This window comes from Saccharibacillus kuerlensis DSM 22868 (assembly GCF_000378145.1).
GTDB lineage: Bacteria > Bacillota > Bacilli > Paenibacillales > Paenibacillaceae > Saccharibacillus > Saccharibacillus kuerlensis.
Genome location: NZ_KB899277.1, coordinates 17,562 through 42,467 on the forward strand (window position 1 = coordinate 17,562; position 24,906 = coordinate 42,467).

Here is a 24,906-nt window from a genome sequence, read left to right on the forward strand (position 1 = left end):
GCGCTCTTTTTTTCATCTCTAACCTTACTTTTCTAATCTTACTGCCTCTAATCTTACTGCAGCAGTTTGGCATCACTGCCACCGGTCGAACCGTCAATTGGCTGAGCTGCAACTTCCGTATGAGTTTCAGTCAAATAAGTCGAAACTTCAACGTCAGTAATAACTTGCGGATACATCATCCCCGGTTCCGGATTCGTTACACGGTACTCGATAATGGCTTTACCATTTTCGTACTTTACGTTTTCGATCTTCAGTCCATAACCCGGATTCGGCATCGAAGCTTTCAGCGTCGCTTTGATCCGTCCGTCGGCTTCGGTCTTCGTCGTTACGTTCAAATCGTTCGCCCCCGTTCCGTCTTCGGTCTGGTTATCGCCTCCGACGTTATTGATGAACTCAAGAGCATTATATACCATTTCGGCAGCTTCCATTCGGGTAATCGGATCCTGCGGACGGAATTTGCTTTCGGTTCTGGACAAGATTCGCATATTGCCGAGCGTTTGTACCGCGCCCATATGAGTATCGGTAAATTCTTTTTCGTCTTCAAATGCAATGTACATTTTCGTTGTCGGATACTGACCTGTCGTGTTAATGCCTTCTAATAATAGACTTGCAAATGCTTCGCGCGTGATCTTAGCATTCACGGAATCGCTCTTCTTCACCGTCTCAATTCCGTTATCCAGGGCCGCTTCATAAGCCGGAGCATACCAGGCATCCGTATTGAAAGAAGAAACCGGCTTATCATCGGTTCCCGGATCGGTCTTCAAGTCAAAGGCATTGACGATCAGCTGAATCGCTTGGGCATTGGTCAGATCGGATTGTGGAGCAAAAAGGTCGGAACCGACACCTTGCATTACACCCTGCTGCTGCAGAGCTTCCGCAATTTTGGCATTACTTGCATCCGTTACATCACTAAATGCTGAAGCGGATGTGGCAAAAGCGAACGATCCTGCCATAACAAGAGCTGCACAAGCTTTTATTGTCTTTTTCATGGAAGTCACCTCTTCATAAGTTCTTATTCTCACCCTTTCAGACGGGAAAGCCTGTCTTAAAGTTGCAGTAAACTGCAAATTTAAGCTCTTGTTTAAATTTCTTCCGGAGTTCCGATTCCCAACAACCCTAGTGCCCAACGCAGTCTCTGTGCAGTCAAATGCGTAATCTGCAATCTGATCTTCCGTTCAATCGGCATGTCGGTCAGCACTTTATTGTAATGATAGAAGCGATTGAACAGTTTGGCTAAATCCAGTGCATAACGGGCGATGACCGAAGGCTCGTACCGCAGCAGCCCCCGCTTGAGCTCCGTTTGATAATCGCACAGCCGCTTTAGCAGTTCCCACGATGCTTCATCCCAGACATAACCGGATAATGCATCGGATTCTATCGGCACTTTCCCCCTATAATCGTCTCCCGCTCTGCGCAGTACACTGCAAGCTCGGGCATACGTATACTGCACATATGGTCCCGTCTCACCTTCAAATTGGACGGCTTCTTCAAGCGAGAAGTTGATCTCTCCGATCCGGTTGTTTTTCAGATCTCCAAAAATGATGGCACCGATCCCTACCGCTTCCGCCACTTCTTTCCGATTTTGAAGCTCAGGGTTTTTCTCGTCAATAATGGCTGCCGCACGAGAGACCGCTTCATCCAATACTTCCTCCAGAAAAACGACTTTCCCCCGGCGGGTGGACATCTTTTTCCCTTCAAACTTCATCAGTCCAAACGGAATATGCATGCAGTGTTTTGCCCACTCTCTGCCCATTTTATGCAGAACTGCGAACACTTGACGAAAATGCAGAGACTGCTCCGCCCCTACCACATACAGCAGTTTGTCTGCTCCTAGCTGATCGTGACGGTACATGGCTGTGGCAAGATCGCGGGTCGGATAGATCGTTGTGCCATCGGATTTAAGAATCAGACAGGGCGGCATCTCTTGATCATCCAACCGAACAACCTGCGCCCCGTCGCTTTCTTCCAGCAGACCTTGGGCACGCAGCTCGTCGACAACCGCTCCCATTTTGTCATTATAAAAGCTTTCTCCCAATACTTTGTCAAAATGAACACCAAGGCGATCGTACATCCGATTGAATTCTGTCAGGCTAACCTCGACAAAATAGCGCCAGAGCCGCAGCGCTTCTTCATCTCCATTCTCCAGCCGGCGGAACCAATCGCGGGCTTCGATATCGAGTGAAGGATCCTGTTCGACTTCATCATGAAAACGAACATAGAGGCTCAGCGACTCACGGATCGGCGAATCCTTCAGCTTCTCTTCACTGCCCCAATGCTTATAGGCCGTAATCATCTTGCCGAACTGGGTCCCCCAATCGCCAAGATGGTTGACACTGACCGGGTTATAGCCGGCTTCGGCATGCATCCGGTATAAAGCTGCTCCGATCACGGTCGAGCGCAGATGCCCCACACCGAACGGCTTGGCAATATTTGGCGAAGACATATCGATAACGACCGTCTCTCCCGTTCCGGTAATCGGAGAGCCCTCGGCCTCCTGAAGCAGTCGCCCGGCATAAATCGCACGATCAAGCCGAAAATTCAGGTATGCTCCTGCCGCCGATGCTTCTACGCCTTCGAGCGTGAAGCGCTCGGCCAGTTCCGCAGCAATCTGCTGCGGCGGCTTTCGCAGTGTCTTCGCCAGCGTGAAGCATGGGAACGCCGCATCTCCCAGCTTCGGATCAGGCGGAAGTTCAATCATAGTCTCCGCAGTACCTTGTTCCCATTCCAGCAGCGCATCAAGCGCAGCGGCAATTTGCGATAACATCATCTTGTTTCCTCCTTTGATAAAGCTGCAGCTATTCAACAGTCACATCTTTTTGCAAAAGCACGACAAAAAGCACGACGAAAAGCTCCCGTCTCTATAAAGAGACGAGAGCTTTCGGTCCCGCGGTACCACTCTTATAGCCCGGCAGCGTCGCAAACAAACGGGCACAGACCTCTCGAGCGGCGGTAACGGCGCCGTAACCGGACGAATCTACACAGAACCAACCGCTCCTAGCGGAAGTTCATTCGAATCGCCATTTCCCGGGTGCGTTTCTTCGAAAGGTTTGGCGCCGGCTCTCACCCTCCCGGCTCGCTGCTCGCCTGTCCCCTTACAAATACTCTCCCGTTCATAAACGTTGTCGATTATCTTTTCGCTATTATAGGACTTTAATTATTTTGAAGCAAGCGGGAATTACACAATTTTCGACACTTATCATTTTTTTGCCAGCTTGAACACTTTAACGGATTCAACGATTTGCCGGCCGTTTAACCTCCCGTATAGTCTAATCGGGTTCGGCAACTATACTCAGATATTCACGAGCAATCCTTTGTTCTAAAAATTTCTGTATCACACGCTCTATTACGTCGCTCTTATGGTACCGCTGACGACAATTGGTTCCGTACATGCTCAATGAAAGGATTGCAGGCATGCAAGTTTTCCGAACCATCTCTTATCTGCCTGCCGTTCTGTCGGATGTTGGCTTTTACTTTCTGTGGATTCAGCTGTTCAAACCGTCAACTAGTCTGATCAATACTATGCTCGGCTGGATCGACATTGCCGGACCGGCTTGGCTCAGCGATCCAATGTGGACCAAACCCGCTATCATCATGATGAAGCTGTGGAGCGTCGGCATGCTGTTATACCTTGCCAGCCTGCAGGGTGTATCGTCACAGCTCTACGAATCGGCCAAGCTGGATGGCGCTTTCGCATTCCGTCGATTCTGTCATATTACCCTTCCTATGATCTCGCCGGTCATCTTTTTTGACGTAGTTACGAGCTTTATCGGCGGATTCAGATTTTTCAGGAAGGTTATGTGATGACCGACAGTGGGAACGGAGGCCCGATGGGCCCACCGCTCTTCTACAATCTCTATATGTGGAATCAGGCATTCCAGCTGTTCAACATGGGTTATGCGATACAATTTCTCATAAAAAAGACCGCCCTGTAAGGACGGCCTTCGATAAGCTTTTCGCGGACGTGGCAGATTAAGCGGCTACCCGCACACCGCGGCAGATGCGGGCGCACTCTTGGCAGACGCGAACGCATTCCTGGCAGTGTTCATGCGGATGCTTCATGCATTCTTCCGCACATGCATCGCAGGCCTTGGCGCACAGTTCACAAATCTCGGCCACGAAAGGACTGTTGCGGGTCATGGCTTGAATAGCAACCCCGCACAAATCCGCACATTCACGATCAAGGCGCAGACACTCACGAAGTTCGAAAATCTCGAGTCCTTTGAGGCTTGAAACGTAGCTGACATTGCAGACGTTCATGCAGCGGATGCAGGCATCAATGCACTCTTTATATGTAGTCACGGTCAAATTTGTCATGTTGTTTTCCTCCCAGTGTATAGTTAAGGCTTGCTAGCCTCTGATGCTTACTATTACCCGACAGATGACAAAATTGAAACCATTTTAGAATGCCTACTCGTCTGCCTCTGCTTGTTCGCTGTCCGCTTCCAGCTCCGTGAGCTTCTCAAACAGTTCCGATGCTGAGAAATGCTCACCGATAAAGACAGCTATGTCGTCCAACTGTCCCTGCGGAGTCACTTTGATGAAATCCAGTTCTTGAAAAGCGTATTGGAACAGGAATCGGCTCGCCGTATCGGAAAAAGTAAGCAGTCCCTTTGCCCGATATATTTCACGCGGAAGATCCTTGATCATCGCTTGGAATCGCTCGCTGTCGACCGGACGGTTGAAGCGATGGGTGTAGGAAGTAACATGCTCATGTCCTGAACCCAGCATAGCGAAGCCTCCTGACGGCATCTTCTGCAGAGGTTCTTGTTCCTGACGCTCCGGCGAAAACCCTATATCCAGCAATATGCCAAGATCCGTTTCGCAGCGAACGGTACGGATAATCGGTGCGTAAGCATTCCAACCTGAAATTGCCGATTCCAGTTCAGCCGCCTCTTCTTTGCTCACTCTGTCCATTTTGTTCAACACAATGACCGAAGCGCAGCGGATCTGATCCTGCATGAGCGCATAAGTTCTTCCTCCGCGATTCCGGTACATCTCTAACAGATGAGCGGCATCCGCTACCGTAATCAGACCTTTAATGTTGATGCCGGCATACATCGCCGTTTCCGTCGCCGAATCGAGCAGATCGATCGGATTGGCGGCGCCCGTCGCTTCTATGACTACGACATCCGGTCGATCGCGCTCGACCAGCATAGCCAATTCTCCTGCAAGATCTTCACGAACCGTACAGCAGATGCAGCCGTCCAACAGTTCGGCTGTCGGAACTTCCGATTCGACAAGCAGACCGTCAAGATTAACATCTCCCAGCTCGTTGATGACGACACCCGGTTTCATTCCCTTCTCCTGCCAATAAGCCACGAGCCGCTGCAGCATCGTAGTCTTCCCGCTGCCGAGAAATCCGGACAGCAGATATACCGGTACTTCCGTATGCATATGTAGACCTCCTATATCGGTTGTTATTTTTATATAACTCCTTGTCGGATATGTGCTTCCGTTCAATCGGTGCACAAACCGTCCGATGTTTGAGTCTACTACAGCAAAAGACGAAGTGCAACGGCTGAAGACGAAGTGCAACAATAGAAGACAGTTGTCTAAGTAAAAAATTGTATAACCCAGAGCGTGTACGCAAAATCCTCAACTTTTTCGAATAGAAGATTTCTTCAACGCCTAGCTCCGGTTTTCCAATTTAAATGAAGACATTGAACGTGAAACACGAAGTTCATTATTGCTTCGCGTACACACCGTAATGGGACTTCTTCAATAAGAAAATGAATAAGCTGCATCCAATAAGAGACGATGAATAGGGTGCTTCTAAATGATAATAAACGATGAATAAGATACTTCAAATTAAAAAGCGACTAATAAGAAATACTAACGAAAACAACCAACGAAAAACAAGCAATGTGAAACCAATAATAAGATCTGATTAATAAAATCCGATCAATGAGATTCAACGCAAAGCCCAATAAGTGCTTATATGCAATTATTTTTCGCAAAAGCTCACCAAATCGCATAATAAGTGCACAGGTGCAACTATTTCACGTGAAAATACAGTTAAAAACTCAAAAACGCTGAAAGAAGTGTATGGGAGCACTTATTTCAGCGAAAGTTGAAAATTCGGAAAAAATAAGTGTACAGGCGCACTTATTTTTTGCCCTCTTATACCTTCAATAGATTCTTTCGGATTTAGGCTGAAATAGGTTTGCATACAGGCCCTATTGAACCCTCATAAAAGAAGAACACGCAGAATTCTGCATGTTCTCCCTGTTTATATCTGCTTATGTGCCTTATACCGAAGTATCCGTATTCCTGCGGATTATTCGGCAGATATGCGAACCAACTGACGTCCAACCGCTTTACCTTTTAAAATACGGGCAAGCGCTTCAGGAAGCTGCTCGAGCGGCAGTTCGTGTACCGCCTGTTGGAATACAGCATCCGGCTTCCATTCGCCAGCCAGCTTGTTCCAGATATCCAATCGAAGCGGACGCGGACATTCTACAGAATCGATACCTGCCAGCGTTACGCCGCGCAGAATGAACGGATGAACGCTTGTTGCGAAGTCGCCGCCTCCCGTCAGACCGGAGAGTGCCAGCACACCGCGATAACGAATCGCTTTGAGACGCTCACCGGTTCCCGCTCCTCCGACGGGATCAACGATTGCGACCCAAAGACTTTTGCCGAGCGGTCCTTTGGACGGATTCTGCGCTTCTTCGCGTGAAATGGTATGCGCAGCTCCCAGCTTCTTCAGCAGCTCCCACTCCTGTTCCTTTCCGCTGCTTGCTGTTACTTCAAAACCTAACTTGCTTAATATAGCGACAGCGACACTACCGACGCCCCCCGAAGCGCCGGTTACGAGCACAGGTCCGCTCTCGGGTGTGACTCCGGCAGACAGGATCGCTTCGACCGACATACCGGCTGTAAAGCCTGCCGTACCGAGAACCATCGCTTCGCGCGTCGTCAATCCTTCTGGCAGCTTGATCAACCAGTCTGCTGGCACTCTCGCCTGCTCACTGTAACCACCGAAATGCGATACTCCAAGTCCGTAACCGGTACACAGCACGTTGTCACCGACAGCAAATCGTTGGTCCTCCGAAGAGATTACCTCGCCGGCCAGGTCGATGCCCGGTATGAATGGATACTCCCGAACGACACGGCCTTCCTTGATACTGGCTAATCCATCCTTGTAATTGACGTCAGAATAATGAACGCGAATGAGCACCTCGCCCTGCGGTAAATGATCCGTTTCAATCTCTTTCAAGGAACCGGTAACTGCCCCTTCCGACTCTTCCAACCAGTAGGCACGAAATTTCTCTGTCATATGCTTTTCCTCCCGTACTTCGGTTTCTATGCGGACTATACAGAACTGCCGCCTCTTCTTCATCCTACTCCAATGAATTCCCGAATGCCAGAAACGTACAGATCCATGACTATACGTCGGGAACAACAATTCCGGAGCCTAATTTCAGAGCCTAATTCCAAAATATGCAAAGAAGAGGAATCCCTATTGAAGGACTCCTCTTCTTATCCGATTATCTTCTATTTTGAAGGTTCCTGCCCTCTAAAACTTTTAAGAGTTCAGCTTTCCGGCGAAGCTTCTATTTCCTCCATGTATCGGTCAATCAATCCCTGTTTGAGCTTCCATGCTTTTTCACTGATATTGACACGGTAGATTTCTGGATTCAACTTACGCAGATACTGCGGCCAGAATAAACTTAACTGCGAAGCGTGATAGCTGCGGATCTCATCCAGCGAAGGCATTTCATACACAAGCCGGCCGTCTTCGAAGATTGGCGTCAGCATGCTGTGAGCATCGTAATTTTTCACATAACGACGAATATAAGTGTGCAGCGGGTTGAAGAGCTTCAATTGACGCCCTTCCTTCGGTTCCGTTTCGTCAGGGAAACAAATATAATCCGCTACGGCTTTGCCTGTTCCGCGATCGACAATTCGGTAAACGTCTTTCTTGCCCGGCGTCGTTACTTTTTCCGGATTCGCCGAGATTTTGATTGTCGGCTGCATGGCTCCGTCCACTTCGCGCTCTACCAGCTTGTACACGCCGCCCAAGGAAGGTTGGTCATGTGCCGTGATCAGCTGTGTGCCCACTCCCCAAACATCGATACGGGCATCCTGTGTTTTCAGCTCAGTAATCGTATGTTCGTCAAGATCGTTGGAAGCGACAATCTTCACATACTGCAGCCCCGCTTCATCCAGCATCTTGCGGGCTTCAATTGACAAGTATGCAAGATCTCCACTATCCAAGCGAATCGAATTCAATCGCTTGCCGCGCTGCTCAAGCTTCTTCGCCGTTCGGATAGCATTCGGAACGCCGCTGTTGAGCGTATCGAATGTATCCACGAGCAAAGTCGAACCGTCGGGCAGTACTTCGGCGTATTTGTCGAATGCTTCCTGCTCACTCTCGAAGCTCTGAACCCAAGAGTGGGCATGCGTTCCCTTGGTCGGGATGCCAAAGCGCTTGCCTGCCATCATATTCGATGTGGCATGGAAACCGGCTACGTAAGCGGCGCGCGCCCCCCATACGGCAGCATCTGCTTCCTGAGCCCGGCGTGTACCGAATTCCAGCAGTGTATCTCCATCCGCCGCCTGCTTGATTCGAGCTGCTTTTGTGGCAATTAACGTCTGGAAATTCATAAAGTTCAGCAGCGCCGTTTCGACCAACTGTGCTTCAAAAATTGTACCTTCTACACGAATCAGAGGTTCATTAGGGAAGACTACGGCACCTTCACGCATCGAATACATAGTCCCGTTGAAACGGAACGTACGCAGTTCTTCCAGAAAGCGGGAATCATATTGTTCTTCCTGTTCGGACAAATAGCGGATATCGTCTTCTTGGAATCGAAGGTTTGATACATAATTCACAATTCGTTCGAGCCCTGCAAATACTGCATAGCCGTTGCCGAACGGTAATGTGCGGAAGTAGGCTTCAAACACCGCCTTGCGCTTATGCGTACCGTTCATCCAATGAGCATACATCATGTTGATCTGATATTTGTCTGTATGTAAAGCCATTCCGGGCATATCCATACCGTTTCCTCCTTCAATCCGGTGCCTCCAGTACGACCGCATAAGAGTCATGAATTATGCGGTCGGCCGATCACCCTTAGAATTTCCGTCCCCCAGGTATAACTCTGCCCCTGTCAGCCCGATACGACCTTCGCTCCCAAACTGCCTTTGAAGTGTTCCAACGCCCATTTGTGTCCGATCTCATTAAAACTGGCGACCGCATCCTCATGCACGACGATAGAAAAGCCCAAATTATAGGCGTCGACCGCCGTATGCAGAACACAAATATCGGTGCAAACGCCGATCAGATGAACTTCGGTGATTCCTCTTGCCCGCAAACGCATCGCCAGATCCGTACCGGCAAAAGCACTGTATCTTGTCTTGTCCATCCAATAAATATTCGCTTGATGCTGCTCGTACACATCTTTAAGCCGCCCATACAGTTCTCTTCCCGCAGTTCCGCGGATATTATGCGGCGGGAACAGACTGCTTTCCGGGTGGTACCCATCATTCTCATCGTGAAGATCGACTGCCATGACCGTATAGTCGCCATCTGCAGCGAAACGTTCGGTCAATTGGACAATCCGATCTTCAATTGCAATACCGGGTTCTCCTACTGGCAGATTACCGTCTACAAAGTCGTTCGTATAATCAATCACAATCAGAGCTTTCATCGAACATCCTCCTCTTGTCTTATCCAGATCAAACTAAGCATAAGAAATTAAGAGTAAATCGACAGACGAGGTACATTGTCCAAAAACCGGTACAACTGGGCTGGACGCTGCGAATACTGGTTCGAACTGACCGGATTTCCGTTTTCGTCCCTAACTTCCTCAAGAATGCCTTTTCGACTGCGTGTCGAAGTGATTTTACGGATAAAATTCGGTTCTTCAAAATCCGGAACAACCGCTTTGATTACTTGATACAATTCACTCAATGTAAATTCCTGCGGTAAAAATTTGCGTGCAATTGTTGTCTGCAGCATTTTTTCCTGAATTCTTCGATAAGCGTCGGCAATGATATCGCGATGGTCGAAACCGAGATCAAGCTCTTCCAACGCTTCTTCGATTGTGAACAATCCCACTTCCCCGGCATCGTCGGCGGCCTGGCGTTTCTCCAACACCTCTTCTTCAACAAGCGCGAAAAAGGCATGAGAGATAATCCAGCCTCTGGGATCCCGTCCCGGGTCGCTGTATACGCTCAAATATTCCAAGTGCCGCCCTACGACGCCCGTTTCCTCTTTGAGCTCGCGCATAGCTGTTTCGTACAGGGATTCATCATCGCGAGAAAAGCCGCCAGGAAGCGCCCACTTACCGGCAAAAGGCCAGGCTCGGCGTCGGATCAGCATGACCCGCAGTTCTCGCAGAGGAAGCGTCTTAGTTACAGTCTTGCGCTCTCTCTTCGTCAATGTAAACATTACGATGTCAGCCGGTGCCCCATCGGGTGTCCGGTACTTCTTCACATCGTAATTCGATTGTTCATTCTGGTCGTTCATTGGCATCACCATCGCAGCATTTAATAAAATCGATTATACAAGTTTCAAATATGATAATATCATTATGACACACTCGGTTTATTTGTCAACCCTGCCTTAGATGAATTGTACGCATATCGCAGCCCATCTGATACAAATCGATCGATTCGCCTTCAATGATTAATGCACTGCGCATAATCCCTTCCAACTTGAATCCAATGGAGCGGTACAATCTATAGGCACGCTGGTTAGGCGCTTGAACGGTCAGCTCGGCGCGAAGAATTTGACGTCTTGCTGCCCAATCGAACAGCTCTCTAAAAAACGTTCGACCGAGTCCCTGTCCAGTGTAGGGTTCCAAAATTCCAATGACTACATAGACCGTATGCTGATTGCGCCGCACTTTGCCGCCGGTAGCTTCCAAATAACCGACGATTTGCCCTTCATACTCGGCGACCCACATCATTGAATTGGAACTTCGCAGCAGCATTCGAACTTGTTCAAGCTGGTCGCCGTCAGTCATGCGACGTTCTCCGGGCTCATAGAGCATGGAAGTCGTCTCCCGATCAAGCTGCTTTTTCATCGCAAGCAGCTTCTGGCTGTCGTGCAGCTCGATCCTGCGTACAATCGGGCCTGCTGCAGAACTGCCGGCTGAAATCCGGGTGTAGTCAACAGCTTTTTCTTGGAGATTTTCCGTCAGAAATTCGAGCATCAACCGATCCTGCTTCGGCAGGTCGTTCCCTTTTACGGGCTGCAGTCGGCTGTTTGTATAGTAATCCGGCTCGACCGCTATTATACGAAATCCCGAACGCTGGTAAACTTTCGCAAGCTTTGTCTCCCAATTCCCTGTGTAAGCAACCAGACGGCGAACACCAGAATCGCGCATCGCTGCAGCTGCAATCTGAAGGACCCGTCTGAGCTGCTCGACATTGTCGTCCTTCCAATTCATAATTGCCGCGTTAACGATTTCCGCTTCTTCCGCGCCCATTCGAAGACAGCCTACGGCAGTCACAATCTGTCCATTCTCCCGCAGTGTCCACCAATCCGCTTCCTGTAAATAAGTTTCGATTCGCCACTTGAGCGGATCGCCTTTTTCCAACAGTTCTATCGGCAGTCTTTCTGGATAGGCTTCATAGCCGATTTCTTCCGTTTCATCGATCTGATCACGTTCCATAAGGCCCGCCCCTCTTCGATCTTACGATTTATCCCAAGCTCCGAAAGACAAAAGACGCGGAAACATTCGCCCGCGCCTTTCGTTTTCTTCCGCTTCTTCCGACTTTAACCGCAGGAAGATGGCGGAGTATCCGCCCCTTTTTCCACGGCAATCTTCTCGGATACGGTAGAATGAATGGCCGAAACGACCATTTGCAGCAAATCGTTGATCTCGACTTGTCCCTGCTGATAATCGCCGACAATCGGAATTCCATCAAGTTCTTCCTGAAACTCCTGCATTTCCGCTTCAATCATTGCAGCCATTTTTGCATTTTTCATGGCTTCGAATGCTACAATTTCTTTTTGCTTCTTTTTAATCGCGGAAATAAGGAATTGAATCCGTTCATGTCCTTGAATTTGTCTCTCCGCCTGTTGGAACACGCGTACTTCTTCACTGGAAGAGATCAAATCCGCCAATTCTCGACTCTTGTTCAAAATATCTTCCCGGCTCCAAACTGCTGCGGGAACGCCGGCTGCTGCGTGTTCCCGAATATTTCCCGGTTCCTCGTGCTGTTGTGTATTCATTTTCGCGCTCCTCTTTGTATATATTCAAACCGTTTGCTGCGGCTATTTATCTTCATGATCTTAAATCCCATCATTGTCGCATCATCCCGTATAAATCATCAGTTCTACTAAACTTTCCGCGCCTCATACATCCTATTAAATCGAAATGATCTTGAGGCTCGTCTTCATTTCCAACCTTCTCGATACCCGTTTCATACTTTATATCTTTTTTCTCTGCTGCAGCTGTATAGACATTCCTTGTACGATAGAAAATTATATCACACTGCCTTCTTTCATTCCATTTGTTTTCCTTCTCGCAGTCATTTTACGTTATACTTAGGCATACACGAGTCGCTTGCTGGCTCGCATACACTTTGCAGGGGGAAACACCAGTTGAAGAAGAATCGTATCGCTTTATACCTGTCTGCAGTACTTATCGGATTTTCCGCCGTACTGCCGATCGCTCCGCAAGTTGTAGTCGCCGCTTCATCCGACGCGTCGGTAATTGCATCCATCACGACCGCTATTGAACAAAAGAAGCCGACATTTACGTTAAAGATGACTAAAGTCCAATTTTCGCGGGTAAATGCTCTTCTAGCCAGTGCCGCAGCTAAAGCCGAGCCTTACTCGCGCTATACAATTGACCGGATTGATACACGGGCCACTCTTACAGGTTCCCAGGCTTCGGTTCGCTTTACTGCCGTTTATTTGGAAAATAAACAGCAGATGGAATACGTAACTGCCCAAGCTAAAGCCGCACTTAAGAAAATTATTAAGCCCGGTATGAGTCAAGAGGAAAAAGTAAAGGTCATTCACGACTACATTGTCAAACGCTTCGCTTACGATGAATCCATGACCCGCTATTCGGCTTATCAAGGTCTGACCAAAGGTACAACCGTATGTCAAGGTTATACGCTTCTTGGTTACCGGATGCTGACGCTCGCAGGAATCGATACACGAATTGTCGAAGGAAGAGCCGGCGGACAAAGTCATGCATGGAATAAGGTCAAAGTAGACGGCCGCTGGTATAATCTTGACTTGACTTGGGACGACCCGACTCCGGACCGTAAAAATGAAGTTTCGTACGCCTACTATCTCGTCAACGATGAACTGCTGAGCCGTGATCATACATGGACGAAAAAAACTGTTCCGGCTGCCGTTTCCGATTACCGGGCACAGCTGGCACAGAAAGCGAAAAGCAGCGCCAAGCACCGTAATATGCTGGCCGCTATCGGCGGAGAAATCACTTCCACGACCGCTTCGCTGCAGCAAAAAGTAATCGGCGCTATTGAAAAACAAAGAGAGAGTCTGACCTTGATTCACGATTTCGGTTCTTTTTCGCCGAAAACTCAATTGGATCGAATTATGAAAGCCTGCTCCAATACGGTAGTGAAGCAAGTTCGTTACGCTTACCGAACTGCCGACAACGGGACTGCAACTTTGGTATTCACATTCACTTATTGAATATGAGCTGCTTCAGCGCTGTAACAAGAAAAGCTGTAATAAGAAAAAAGGAACCGCCCTTGGGCGGTTCCTTTTTCATTATGCAGATAAAATCCGTACGGATCTTAATCGATGATTTCAGCTGTATCGCCTGTTTTTGCCAGTACCGCATTCGCTTCGTCGGTATCGATATGCATATCGAGTGCGAACGAATCAGAAACGCGTGCTACAACATTTTCGAATACAACGCCGCGGTCGCCGCCGAAACGAACTTTCAGCAGCTGCTTGTCCTGGATGTTCCACTTTTCGGCATCGGATGTGTGGAAGTGAATATGACGAGCGGCTACAATAACGCCTTCCTCAATCGTCACTTCGCCAGCCGGTCCCTTAAGCGTAATTCCTGGAGTTCCATCAATATTACCGGATTCGCGAACCGGAGCTTTTACGCCCAATGCGAACGAGTCTGTCTGCGAAATTTCCAGTTGGGTTGCAGGACGAGCCGGGCCCAGAATACGAACTTTTGGGAAAGTGCCTTTGGAGCCGACAACTTCAACCGTTTCATTGGCTGCGAATTGTCCAGGCTGCGACAGAGGCTTCATTTCAGTCAGTTGGTATCCTTGTCCGAACAATGTTTCCACATGTTCTTGAGTGAGATGGATGTGACGTGCGGACACGCCAACAGGTACGATTTTACTCATTTGCGAGTCACTCCTCTTCTTTTCTCTATCTTTTCTGCGCCGATCGATAATCAGGCATTCTCTATAAAATACCCGCGCATCCTCCATTATACACCTTACACGGGAAAAGAAAAAGCACGATACCCGAACAGTCATACGATTGTTGGTCAGTGAGGGAGAAGTCGTTAATCGAAAACTGATCATCAAAAAACAGACACTGCAAAAAGGAGATACTCTCCACCGTTCGGCAGAAAGATACCCCCTTCGCTATAACCCGCGTGCATGCTGCAAAAACTATCTCGGCTCCACAATCAATTTGATTGCTGTTCGTTCCTCTCCATCGATGACGACGTCGGTAAAGGCCGGAATACATATCAGATCGACCCCTCCCGGCGCCACAAATCCCCGGGCGATGGCTACTGCTTTAACCGCTTGGTTGAGCGCTCCCGCACCAATCGCTTGAAGCTCGGCGGCTCCTTGCTCGCGCAGTACGCCTGCAAGCGCGCCGGCAACGGAATTAGGATTGGACTTGGCAGAAACTTTTAATACATCCATGAGCAGGTACCTCCTCTGGGAAGAAGTGATAGACAGTAGTACGGTGTATAGTGATGGCGAGCAGCGGATCAGTCTTTCAAAGAATTTGCTGTTTGAACGATTATTCTATTCGCTGTACTTCCGTAAAATCCTTCTTTTTTAAGAGGCCATAGCAAAATATTACGGCTGTATCAAAAGTTTGCGTCCGTTTACTCCATCCGCCATTCGTCTTCCATCAGACGGATCTTTTCAATCTTCCGCGCATGTCCCGTCTCTTCATCAATGTCTACATAAACGCCATGAAAATGCCATTTCCCCTCTTCGTCCACATTAAAACGGGAAGGCAGCTGAGTTTTAAAACGATACAAAACGCCTTCCTGCTGCATGCCGAGAATTCCATCGCGCGGTCCGACCATGCCGGCGTCAGTCAAATAAGCTGTTCCGCCTGGCAAAATTCGATCGTCGTTACTCTGTACATGCGTATGTGTTCCAACGACCAGCGATGCCCGTCCGTCCAGATGCCAGCCCATAGCAATCTTCTCCGAAGTTGCTTCAGCATGGAAATCGACAAGAATGCACTTGTGATTCTGACGCAGCTCATCCACAATCTCATCCGCTGCACGGAACGGACAATCGATTGCTGGCAAGAATGTTCGTCCCTGCAGATTAACGATTGCCAACTCTTTGCCATTCGCTTTAATTACAGTGTAACCGCGGCCCGGCGTACCCGGCGGGAAGTTGGCAGGACGAATCATACGCGGCTCATCGTCAATAAAATCGAATATTTCTTTGTTATCCCAAGTGTGGTTGCCCATTGTAATCCCGTGTATCCCCTGTTCGAACAATTGTCTGGCAATCGCATGGGTAATTCCTCGTCCTGAAGCCGAATTTTCAGCATTGGCAATAATGATATGAGGATTATATTTGGATTTTAAGTATGAAAGTTTTTCTTTGATGGCGCGGCGTCCCGGACTTCCAACAATATCGCCGATAAAAATCAATTTCATTTTGTTCTCCCTTTCTGTAACAAGCAAGAAGAAACGGCTGCTCCGTCCCGTGAAGGAAAAGCAGCCGTTTCTCTACTGTCTTGGCATTCCATACGATTTACGCTATTCAGCCGATTTGCCCAAGGCGTCCCGGTTTACTTCGCGTATTCGACCGCCCGTGTTTCACGGATAACGGTGACTTTGATGTGCCCCGGATAATCGAGCTCATTTTCGATCTTCTTGGTAATATCTCGTGCCAATTTAAAGCTTTCGGTGTCGCCAATTCGATCAGGCTGCACCATAACTCGAACTTCGCGTCCCGCTTGGATCGCGAAAGACTTTTCGACTCCTTCGAAGGACTCGGAAATCTCTTCCAGCTTTTCGAGTCTGCGAATGTAGGTCTCCAGCGTCTCGCGCCGTGCTCCCGGTCTTGCCGCGGACAAAGCATCTGCCGCTCCGACCAGCATGGCAATAATCGAAGTCGCTTCGGTATCTCCATGGTGAGAAGCAATACTGTTGATAACAACCGGATGCTCCTTGTACTTTTTGGCCAATTCGACGCCGATTTCGACGTGCGAACCTTCCACTTCGTGATCAAGCGCTTTGCCGATGTCATGCAGCAGCCCCGCTCTTCTTGCAAGCGTAACGTCCTGACCCAATTCTCCGGCCATCAGACCGGCCAAATAAGCCACTTCCATCGAATGCTTGAGTACGTTCTGTCCGTAGCTTGTACGGAAGCGCAGACGGCCCAGAATCTTAATCAGATCCGGATGCAGTCCGTGAGATCCGACTTCGAACGTCGCCTGTTCGCCGTATTCGCGAATACGCTCGTCCACTTCCTTGCGCGATTTCTCCACCATTTCCTCGATTCGAGCCGGGTGAATACGTCCATCTGCAACGAGCTTCTCGAGCGCAGTACGGGCAATCTCGCGGCGAATCGGATCGAAGCCTGACAAGATAACGGCTTCCGGCGTGTCATCGATGATCAGATCAATCCCCGTCAGCGTCTCCAGCGCACGAATATTCCGTCCTTCGCGGCCGATTATTCGGCCCTTCATTTCTTCGTTCGGCAGAGCGACAACGGACACCGTTGTTTCAGCCACATGGTCGGCGGCGCAGCGTTGAATCGAGAGCGAAATGATCTCTCTCGCTTTGCGGTCCGCTTCTTCCTTAGCCTGCATTTCGATGTCTTTCATCATCTGTGCAGCTTCGTGGCGCGTCTCCTGCTCCACACTACTTAAAATGATGCTTCTTGCGTCTTCGGTGGTCAAGTTAGAAATGCGTTCCAACTCTTCCAACTGCTGAGCAAGTGTCTTTTCAATCTGCTGTTTGGTCTCTTCAATGCGTTTCTCTTTGCTCGTCACTTGTTCTTCTTTACGTTCGAGCGATTCCAATTTTTTATCCAGCGACTCTTCTTTCTGCAACAATCGTCTCTCTAGTCGTTGATTTTCATTCCGACGTTCACGAATGTCTTTTTCAGCCTCAGTTCTGATCCGGTGGACTTCGTCCTTCGCTTCCAGAACCGTTTCTTTTTTCAGCGCTTCCGCGTCTTTTTTCGCATTTTGTACGATTTGTTCCGCAGCTTGTTCCGCACTGGAAATCTTAGCTTCAGCAAGAGATTTGCGAATAAAATATCCGATCACGAACCCAAAGAATAATGATGCGACTGCAACGAGAATCGCGACCCAGAAATCTAACATTTCTGCTCACCTCCTCGTTGTTTCCTCCAAGGTATTCCTCGGGATGAAGCCATTGGTTTTTCATACCCTCATTCGTCCATTCAAGGATCGATCAAGACCGTTCCCATAAGGCAAGGCGGCGTAACAAACACCGACTGCCGAGCCCGACTTTTACAAGCGGGGGAGAGTCAATTAGGCAGAACATGGGGATGTAAAAGCGCGATTTTGGAAGGAAAAAGGCTTTCTACCCACCGACGTTCCTCATTTATTGTAGTCTTGGTCAAAAGTTATTGTCAAGCTATTGCCAAATTTGCTTGAGCATTCTTTTATCTTCAATCAAATTCCGTTCCCAGGTCTTCCGAGTCTTCTCCTTCATGACTCAAAACACGATCCACCGCTTTGCGTGCAATGTCGCTGGAAAAGCCGCGGCGCATAATAAAAGCTGCAGTCTTGCGCTTGCGATCCCACGTATCTCCCTTGGTCGTTCTCCACTTCTTGGCAGCCAGTTCTTCTGCACTTTGCATCTCGTCGTCATCATCCAAAGCATCCAACGCATCGTCAATCAGCTCCTGATCGATCCCTTTGCGGCGCAGCTCCTGTTTCACCAAAACTTTTCCTTTCTTGCGGCCGGTCACCCTCTGGTACGCCCATTCCTGCGCATACGCGGCATCGTCGACCAGTTTCTCTTCCTCCAGACGACGAACCGTATCTGCTGCGGCTTCGGGATCAATCTCCTTCTCAAGCAGCTTTTGTTCGATCTCTCCGGAGGTACGAGGTTTGAAGCTCAAATAATTAATGGCTTGTGCATAAGCGATCTGTCGTTCGTTATCACGGACAATTTCATGAACCATATCTTTATTAAAGAAGCTGCCTTTGGTCATCCCATACCGAATCATAGTGGATTCATGTACCGTTACATAATGGGGACCGAAATAAATGCGGTAGGAATGACGAGGACGCTGCAGCAGTTCAACAAGTGTAACCTCCTGCGGTTCTTCTTCCGGGAATTCAAAAAGATGGTGAAGCTGCTCTTCACGCGAACGACTGCGCTTCTGTTCTCCGTCTTCCCCATCCTGACTTCCGCTGCGTCTGCCGCCTTGCGACTTCCCATACGGTTTTCTTCCGAAGCTCATATCATCCCTCTTTTCATATAAAGTATTCATCCGTCCTCAAGCATCGTCCAGTTCTTCTGCCCACCACACCGTGGGCTTCATCACGCTCATAAAAGAAAGAGCTCCGGCCGCATACGGGCCGAAGCTCTTTCACTTATTTAAACGGCCTGTGAGCCATTCTTATTCAAGTTCCAGCAGTTCCTGCTCTTCCCGTTCTTCGGCTTTCTTTTGTGCCTCTGAAGGAGGTTCAACCGCCGTTACCAGGTTGCTGGCCTCACGGATCTTCGATTCAATCGCAAACGCGATGTCTTTGTGCTCTTTCAGGTACTGCTTCGCGTTTTCACGGCCTTGACCGAGACGCTCTCCCGAATACGAATACCAAGCGCCGCTCTTTTCGACGATGTCCAAATCGGTCCCCATGTCGATCAAGCTTCCTTCTTTGGAGATGCCTTCTCCATACATGATATCAACTTCCGCTTGTTTAAACGGAGGAGCTACCTTATTTTTGACAACTTTGATCCGCGTACGGTTACCGACAACGTCGTTACCCATCTTGATAGATTCAATCCGACGCACGTCAAGACGTACAGTAGAATAGAACTTCAGAGCGCGTCCACCCGGTGTTGTTTCCGGATTGCCGAACATAACGCCGATTTTTTCGCGAAGTTGGTTGATGAAGATCGCGATCGTATTCGACTTACTGATCGCACCGGACAGCTTACGGAGCGCTTGAGACATCAGACGAGCCTGCAAGCCGACGTGAGAGTCGCCCATCTCGCCTTCAATTTCCGCTTTTGGAACAAGAGCTGCTACAGAGTCGACAACGATGATATCGACTGCGCCACTGCGTACAAGGGCTTCAGCGATTTCCAGGCCTTGTTCGCCCGTATCTGGCTGGGAGAGCAGAAGCTCATCAACGTTAACGCCGAGCTTCTGAGCATATTTAGGATCAAGTGCGTGCTCTGCGTCGATGAATGCAGCTTGTCCGCCAGCTTTTTGTACTTCGGCTACTGCGTGCAGAGCTACTGTCGTTTTACCAGAAGATTCCGGTCCGTAGATTTCGATAATACGACCTCGCGGCATACCGCCTGTGCCGAGAGCGACGTCCAATGCGATCGAGCCGCTAGGCACGACTTCGACGTTCATGTGTGTCGATTCTCCGAGCTTCATGATGGAACCTTTTCCGAATTGTTTTTCTATTTGGCGAAGCGCCATATCCAGCGCAGCACGACGATCTGACAATATATCCACACCCTTTTATATTATTGGTTTTGTATCTCTTCTGTATATCTATCATACCGCTTTTCAACGGGTTTGCCAAGCATTTTTTCGAACATACATTCGTATTTTTTTCGAACAGCTGCCTAACGCCTTTCCCCCGTTTTACGGTCAAATCTGTTAAAAAAACCCCTCATGTCCACAAAAAAACCGCGAGCGAGTCATAGGTATCGCCGCGGTTCTTCCGTACTCTTATTATATCAAAATGTACAGTTGCGGTCAAACAAATAGCACAGTTTAATGCTGCTTTTCCGCTTCTACCAATCGCCGCCACAGTCGGTACAAAAGGGTCTTTGTAGAACGTTTCCGAACAGTATCCCGGTTGCCTTTGATGCGCAGTTCGAACACTTCTGTTGCCCCGCCGCGTTCTGCAATACCGATGTAGACAAGCCCTACGGGCTTACGCTCCGAATAGCCGGGGCCTGCAACGCCTGTAACGGACAAACCAAAATCCGTATCGGCAATCATACGCACTTGTTCGGCCAATACTTCGGCCACTTCGCGGCTGACGGCGCCCGGAGCATTCTCGCCTTCCAGATAATCACGCGGCACGTTCAACATTTTCTCTTTCATCTCGTTGGAATAGCATACGATACCGCCTTTGAGCATCGATGCGCTGCCGGGAATAGTGGTCAAACTCTCCATCACCATTCCCCCTGTGCAGCTCTCCGCAGCACTTACAGTCAAGCCAAGATCGGCCATCATTTTAACGATCGTGTCCTCGATCGGTACGTCTTCGCTCGCATACATGTGTTCAGGCAGACGACTTTGGATCTGTACTTCCAACGCAGTCAATTTGTTGTTCGCTTCCTGAATATTGGCGGCTTTCGTTGACAAGCGAATCGCGACTTCCCCTTCTTTTGCATAAGGCGCAATAGTAGGATCGGTCTGAGCGTCAATCAGGTCGATCAGCTTGTCTTCAAGAGTTGATTCACCGATACCCGCAAACTTCAGAATTCGGGAGTAAAGAGGCATCTCTTCCGTCAGTACTTGATGCAGAAGCCACGGCTTCGCTTCGTTTTCAAACATCGGCTTCAATTCGCTCGGAGGCCCCGGCAGCACGATATAATGATGCTCCCCGTCACTTAGTGCCAAACCTACCGCAAGACCCGTAGCATTGGGGAGAGGGGCACATCCGTCGATAACTAGCGCTTGACGTTTGTTGTTCTCTGTCATTTCCACGCCGCGGTCTGCGAAAAATTCGGTAAGCTTGTCCATAGCCGGCCGATCCGTTCTGAGCTCTCGACCTAGAAGTTCGGCAATAGCATCTTTCGTTAAGTCGTCTTGAGTCGGTCCGATGCCTCCCGAGAAGACAAGCACATCCGCCCGTTCCTGCGCCTGCCGAATCGCCTGCTTAAGACGTTCTTTGTTGTCTCCGACTACGGTCTGGAAGTAAACGTCGATACCGAGAGCCGCCAATTCCTGAGACAAATACTGAGCATTGGTATTTACAATTTGGCCGAGTAAGAGTTCGGTACCTACTGCGATGATTTCGGCTTTCATTATGCGTCACACTCCAATTTTGAAGAATAGGGTCTCGCTTACGCGTTCGACAGTTTCAGTAATCGACGGTTACGTATAAAGTAATCTACACCTGAATAGATGGTGACAATCACAGCGGCCCAAACGAAGATCGTATCGGCTGGGATGCCCCAGAGCTCGAACGGAAGGTTATTGAGCAGCAGCAGGACGATTGCAACGATCTGCAGCACGGTTTTGATCTTACCGCCTGCTCCGGCTGCCATCACGGCTCCTTCGAGCAGTGCAATTTGGCGAAGTCCGGTAACGGCAAATTCTCGGCTGATAATAACGATTGCCATCCAGGCAGCCATTTTGTCCATTTGAACAAGCGAGATGAACGCAGCTGACACCAAGAGCTTGTCTGCAAGAGGGTCAAGCAGCTTGCCCAAACTTGTGACAAGATTGCGGCTGCGCGCGATGTACCCGTCGATTCCATCCGTACACGCCGCAACAACAAAAATTATGCAGGCAATAAGCTGCCCCCAGTCCAGCTCTACTCCATACCAGATGATCGGCTTCGGCAGAAAGGGCAGTTCCGCCAGAAGAAAGATCATCATAATCGGAATCAACAGAATCCGGCTCACTGTAATACGATTGGGAAGATTCATTTGTGCATCCATTCCTTCCAGTCGGGAAAAACCCGATTTTCTCATTTCAACATTGCTGTGCCTTCAAACTTTTTAAATCTTTAATGTAAGCCGAAAGTTAGAAGCCACGACGTTACAAGTATAATATCCGAAAGTTTTAGTGTCAAAACGCTTGCCCGCTTATTCCCCGTTTACAGCCACCGCATAAAAATACCCTTCGTTTCCGTAAAAGAAACGAAGGGCATCTATATTCGGAACCTCTTATTTGAAATTGGTAAACTGTAATTCGATCGGCAGATCCGCTTCACGCAGCAGTTTCATCACAGCTTGAAGATCATCTCGACTTTTGGACGTAACACGAATTTGATCGCCTTGAATCTGACTCTTCACTTTCAGCTTGGAGTCTCTGATCAGCGTATTGATTTTCTTCGAGCTGTCCGATTCAATGCCCGATTTGAGTCCCAGCTTCTGGCGGACAGTGTTCAACGAAGCGGATTCGATCTTGCCGAACTCCAAATTTTTGAATGGTACTCCGCGTTTGATCATTTTCGACTGCAGAACATCGATAACGGCGCCCAGCTTATACTCGTCGTCCGACATAATTGTCAACGAATCTTTGTCCAATTCAAAACTTGTTTTGCTGTCTTTAAAATCGAACCGACTCGCGATTTCACGCTCTGCCTGATCGATCGCATTTTTCAATTCCTGCATATCCATTTTGGATACGATATCCATCGAATTTTCCGAAGCCACAATTCCTCTTCCTTTCCGGGTAAAAGATTTAGTTCACCAGGTTAACCTGGAATCGGGAAGTAACCTTCCCATCGGTGATCGGCTGTCCGTCAATCCGAATATCGGTATATGGCGAATAGCCGGCCTTAATGTACAGACCCTGCGAGTCAAGATCGAACGCCAATGATTCGCCTTCCTGCGTATTCTGATAATACAACCGCTCTCCGCTTGTGCTGCCACGATAGACTTCCAACCAGCTCAAGCCGCTTGCATTGATCGTAACTTTGACTGTATCGCCTGGTGCAGGTTGAGCATTGTACACGGTAGTTTTACCCTGCTGTCCGGCAGGTGTCACGATTGTCGAACCTGTTGTATTTTCGGTGCCAGCTTCTTCACCAGAGGCTTCTTCACCATTTTCCGTTTCTGTATCCGTTTCTGTATCCGTTTCTGTATCCGTTTCTGTATCCGTTTCTGTATCCGTTTCTGTATCCGTTTCTGTATCCGTTTCTGTCTCTGTGGCAGGATCTTCGGTTTGCGTTCCTTCCGCAGATTCGGTTCCAGCCGGGTCCGTCGATTCGGCTCCAGTATCGGTCGGAGGTGTCGCTGTTTCGCTCTCGTTTGCGGCACCTTCGTTTTCGGCTGTTTCTTCCGTTCCGGCTGGCGGAGTTGTACCAGGAGTTTGTGTACCGCCGCCAGTTGTGTCGGTCGATTCCGCATCGTTGGCAGCCGTTCCACTATCCGCCGGCTGCTGCGCAGTAGTCGGAGTCTCTTCTGCTCCGTTGTCTGCAGTTTGCTTATTCTGATTGTTGAACCAGACAATCGCTACAATCAGCAGAATCAGAATCGGAAAAGTCCACATTAATGCCGTTGACAATCCCTTACTACCTTCGCCACGTCCACCGCCAGCCGATCCTGCTCCGGATGTGCGGGAGGAACGTTTGGTCAGTACAGGTTCCATCACGCTTTCCGATTCAACCGCCGGTACGTCTTTCGGATGACTTTGCAGCAGCGCCTCGGGGTCAAGTCCTACCGCCTCGGCATAAGTTTTAATAAATGCTCTTACATAAAAACTTCCTGGCAGGACTTTAAAGTCTCCCTGCTCGATTGCTTCCAAATAACGTTTGCGGATCTTGGTCATTTCCTGCACATCTTCAAGTGACAGCCCTTTTTGCAAACGGGCTTCTTTTAACTGCTGCCCCAGATCGGACATTCCGTTGATCCCTCCTTGTCGTATTCAAAAGCCGCTTCCGTTTGTGCCGGTGCGGCCCAGATTCCTAGATATCGTCGGTATAACTCGTGGCGAACGTGTCGTAAACGATCTCTTCGTCCGGTGTGCTGCGCAGTTCAATAATCATGTCGAACTGAGCATAGTCGTAATCCGACTCGCGCATAAAGATGTCCGGATGTTCAATAACCTTCGTACACGGCATCGCCATAATTTCTTTGAGCAGTTGGTAGTGCTTTTCATTCGATCGAATCGTGCTTACAATGCCATCAATAATAAAGACATTGTTCGGATTTAATTCGTCTTCCGACATCTGACTGCGAACGGTCTGGCGCAGCAGTGTCGACGAAACAAACGTCCAATGCTTCATGGCACAGACGCTGCCTGCAATAATCGATTCGGTTTTGCCGACCCGTGGCATACCGCGCAGCCCAATCACCTGATTGCCCTCTCGTTTGAACAGCTCACCCAAAAAGTCAACCAGCAGTCCGAGCTCGTCGCGCGTAAAGCGAAACGTCTTGCGATCGTCCGAATCCCTATCGATATAACGCCCGTGACGTACAGCCAAAATATCGACCAGCTTTGGAGGGCGCAGAGCCGTTACCGTAACGCTGTCAACTTTTTTGAGCATGGCACCAACCAATTGAATTTTTTCATCATCGGTCGTTTCCAACAGCATTCCCCGGGTACGGCCTTCTACACCGTTAATTGTAATAATATTGACTTCCAGCATGCCTAGAATCGACGCGATATCTCCCAGCAGACCCGGTCGATTCTTATGTATGCGATATTCCATATACCATTGTTTCGTTTCCATGATCCATCTCTCTTCCGTGTCCGCGCGATTTTGAGGCCTGAATTCAGGCACATTCATGGACTTTAACCTTCGTCTAATGATATTAAAAATGCCGTTTAAACGCAAGGAACAGATTCTTCATCTTTCATCAACCGCAAATCTGACGT

23 protein-coding genes are annotated in these 24,906 nt (G+C 48.9%); 2 read left to right on the plus strand and 21 right to left on the minus strand.

Annotated features, from left to right (window positions below):
* Positions 1–53: 53 nt before the first annotated feature.
* Together F456_RS0100075 and argS are read right to left on the minus strand one after the other, a co-directional pair.
* Positions 54–989, minus strand: coding sequence for a protease complex subunit PrcB family protein (locus F456_RS0100075; RefSeq protein ID WP_018974950.1), 936 nt, complete (start codon positions 987–989; stop codon positions 54–56).
* A gap of 92 nt (positions 990–1,081) precedes the next feature.
* Entirely contained in the window at positions 1,082–2,767 is a 1,686-nt protein-coding gene (gene argS / locus F456_RS0100080; RefSeq protein ID WP_018974951.1) for an arginine--tRNA ligase, read from the minus strand.
* A 644-nt stretch (positions 2,768–3,411) separates the two neighbouring features.
* Here argS and F456_RS23350 point away from each other — a divergent pair.
* Positions 3,412–3,801 carry a carbohydrate ABC transporter permease gene (locus F456_RS23350; RefSeq protein ID WP_051086664.1) on the plus strand — a complete coding sequence of 130 codons (390 nt, stop codon included), beginning with the start codon at positions 3,412–3,414 and terminating at the stop codon, positions 3,799–3,801.
* Positions 3,802–3,969: 168 nt separating this feature from the next.
* On the opposite strand, the gene F456_RS23885 is transcribed toward F456_RS23350, so the two are convergent.
* The 8 genes from F456_RS23885 to F456_RS0100125 all read right to left on the minus strand — a co-directional run bounded on the left by F456_RS23885 (position 3,970) and on the right by F456_RS0100125 (position 12,190).
* A complete protein-coding gene (locus F456_RS23885) occupies positions 3,970–4,314 on the minus strand; it encodes a four-helix bundle copper-binding protein (RefSeq protein WP_083923430.1) in 345 nt (114 codons plus the stop codon).
* Between the two features lie 93 nt (positions 4,315–4,407).
* Complete coding sequence (locus F456_RS0100095) at positions 4,408–5,394, minus strand: CobW family GTP-binding protein (protein ID WP_018974953.1); 987 nt, start codon at positions 5,392–5,394, stop codon at positions 4,408–4,410.
* An 883-nt stretch (positions 5,395–6,277) separates the two neighbouring features.
* Positions 6,278–7,279 carry an acrylyl-CoA reductase family protein gene (locus F456_RS0100100; RefSeq protein ID WP_018974954.1) on the minus strand — a complete coding sequence of 334 codons (1,002 nt, stop codon included), beginning with the start codon at positions 7,277–7,279 and terminating at the stop codon, positions 6,278–6,280.
* Positions 7,280–7,536: 257 nt separating this feature from the next.
* On the minus strand, positions 7,537–9,003 hold the full coding sequence (locus tag F456_RS0100105; RefSeq protein ID WP_018974955.1) for a nicotinate phosphoribosyltransferase: 1,467 nt from the start codon (positions 9,001–9,003) through the stop codon (positions 7,537–7,539).
* Positions 9,004–9,116: 113 nt separating this feature from the next.
* Positions 9,117–9,656 carry a cysteine hydrolase family protein gene (locus F456_RS0100110; RefSeq protein WP_018974956.1) on the minus strand — a complete coding sequence of 180 codons (540 nt, stop codon included), beginning with the start codon at positions 9,654–9,656 and terminating at the stop codon, positions 9,117–9,119.
* 47 nt (positions 9,657–9,703) lie between these two features.
* Positions 9,704–10,489 carry an NUDIX hydrolase gene (locus F456_RS0100115; RefSeq protein ID WP_040924836.1) on the minus strand — a complete coding sequence of 262 codons (786 nt, stop codon included), beginning with the start codon at positions 10,487–10,489 and terminating at the stop codon, positions 9,704–9,706.
* Positions 10,490–10,562: 73 nt separating this feature from the next.
* Positions 10,563–11,627: a GNAT family N-acetyltransferase gene (locus F456_RS23355; protein WP_018974958.1), complete on the minus strand. Its 1,065-nt coding sequence runs from the start codon at positions 11,625–11,627 to the stop codon at positions 10,563–10,565.
* 104 nt (positions 11,628–11,731) lie between these two features.
* The gene (locus tag F456_RS0100125) at positions 11,732–12,190 is read right to left on the minus strand and encodes a YlbF/YmcA family competence regulator (protein WP_018974959.1); all 459 of its coding nucleotides are present in this window, start codon (positions 12,188–12,190) and stop codon (positions 11,732–11,734) included.
* 372 nt (positions 12,191–12,562) lie between these two features.
* On the opposite strand from F456_RS0100125, the gene F456_RS21475 reads away from it, so the two are divergent.
* Complete coding sequence (locus tag F456_RS21475; protein WP_018974960.1) at positions 12,563–13,633, plus strand: transglutaminase domain-containing protein; 1,071 nt, start codon at positions 12,563–12,565, stop codon at positions 13,631–13,633.
* Positions 13,634–13,737: 104 nt separating this feature from the next.
* On the opposite strand, the gene pduL is transcribed toward F456_RS21475, so the two are convergent.
* The 11 genes from pduL to F456_RS0100185 form a co-directional block, all read right to left on the minus strand.
* The gene (gene pduL / locus F456_RS0100135) at positions 13,738–14,310 is read right to left on the minus strand and encodes a phosphate propanoyltransferase (RefSeq protein WP_018974961.1); all 573 of its coding nucleotides are present in this window, start codon (positions 14,308–14,310) and stop codon (positions 13,738–13,740) included.
* A gap of 273 nt (positions 14,311–14,583) precedes the next feature.
* A complete protein-coding gene (locus F456_RS0100140) occupies positions 14,584–14,844 on the minus strand; it encodes a stage V sporulation protein S (RefSeq protein ID WP_018974962.1) in 261 nt (86 codons plus the stop codon).
* Positions 14,845–15,032: 188 nt separating this feature from the next.
* Positions 15,033–15,830, minus strand: a complete 798-nt coding sequence (locus F456_RS0100145) for a TIGR00282 family metallophosphoesterase (RefSeq protein ID WP_018974963.1) — start codon at positions 15,828–15,830, stop codon at positions 15,033–15,035.
* Between the two features lie 134 nt (positions 15,831–15,964).
* A complete protein-coding gene (gene rny / locus F456_RS0100150) occupies positions 15,965–17,509 on the minus strand; it encodes a ribonuclease Y (protein WP_018974964.1) in 1,545 nt (514 codons plus the stop codon).
* 311 nt (positions 17,510–17,820) lie between these two features.
* Entirely contained in the window at positions 17,821–18,621 is an 801-nt protein-coding gene (locus F456_RS0100155) for a regulatory protein RecX (RefSeq protein WP_018974965.1), read from the minus strand.
* 159 nt (positions 18,622–18,780) lie between these two features.
* Complete coding sequence (gene recA / locus F456_RS0100160; protein ID WP_018974966.1) at positions 18,781–19,842, minus strand: recombinase RecA; 1,062 nt, start codon at positions 19,840–19,842, stop codon at positions 18,781–18,783.
* Between the two features lie 273 nt (positions 19,843–20,115).
* On the minus strand, positions 20,116–21,381 hold the full coding sequence (locus tag F456_RS0100165; protein ID WP_018974967.1) for a competence/damage-inducible protein A: 1,266 nt from the start codon (positions 21,379–21,381) through the stop codon (positions 20,116–20,118).
* 38 nt (positions 21,382–21,419) lie between these two features.
* Positions 21,420–22,007: a CDP-diacylglycerol--glycerol-3-phosphate 3-phosphatidyltransferase gene (pgsA, locus tag F456_RS0100170; protein WP_026293551.1), complete on the minus strand. Its 588-nt coding sequence runs from the start codon at positions 22,005–22,007 to the stop codon at positions 21,420–21,422.
* 240 nt (positions 22,008–22,247) lie between these two features.
* Positions 22,248–22,739, minus strand: a complete 492-nt coding sequence (locus tag F456_RS0100175) for a YajQ family cyclic di-GMP-binding protein (RefSeq protein WP_018974969.1) — start codon at positions 22,737–22,739, stop codon at positions 22,248–22,250.
* A 28-nt stretch (positions 22,740–22,767) separates the two neighbouring features.
* Positions 22,768–23,928 carry a helix-turn-helix domain-containing protein gene (locus F456_RS21480; RefSeq protein WP_018974970.1) on the minus strand — a complete coding sequence of 387 codons (1,161 nt, stop codon included), beginning with the start codon at positions 23,926–23,928 and terminating at the stop codon, positions 22,768–22,770.
* 64 nt (positions 23,929–23,992) lie between these two features.
* Positions 23,993–24,760, minus strand: a complete 768-nt coding sequence (locus F456_RS0100185; RefSeq protein ID WP_018974971.1) for a DUF3388 domain-containing protein — start codon at positions 24,758–24,760, stop codon at positions 23,993–23,995.
* Positions 24,761–24,906 lie beyond the last annotated feature (146 nt).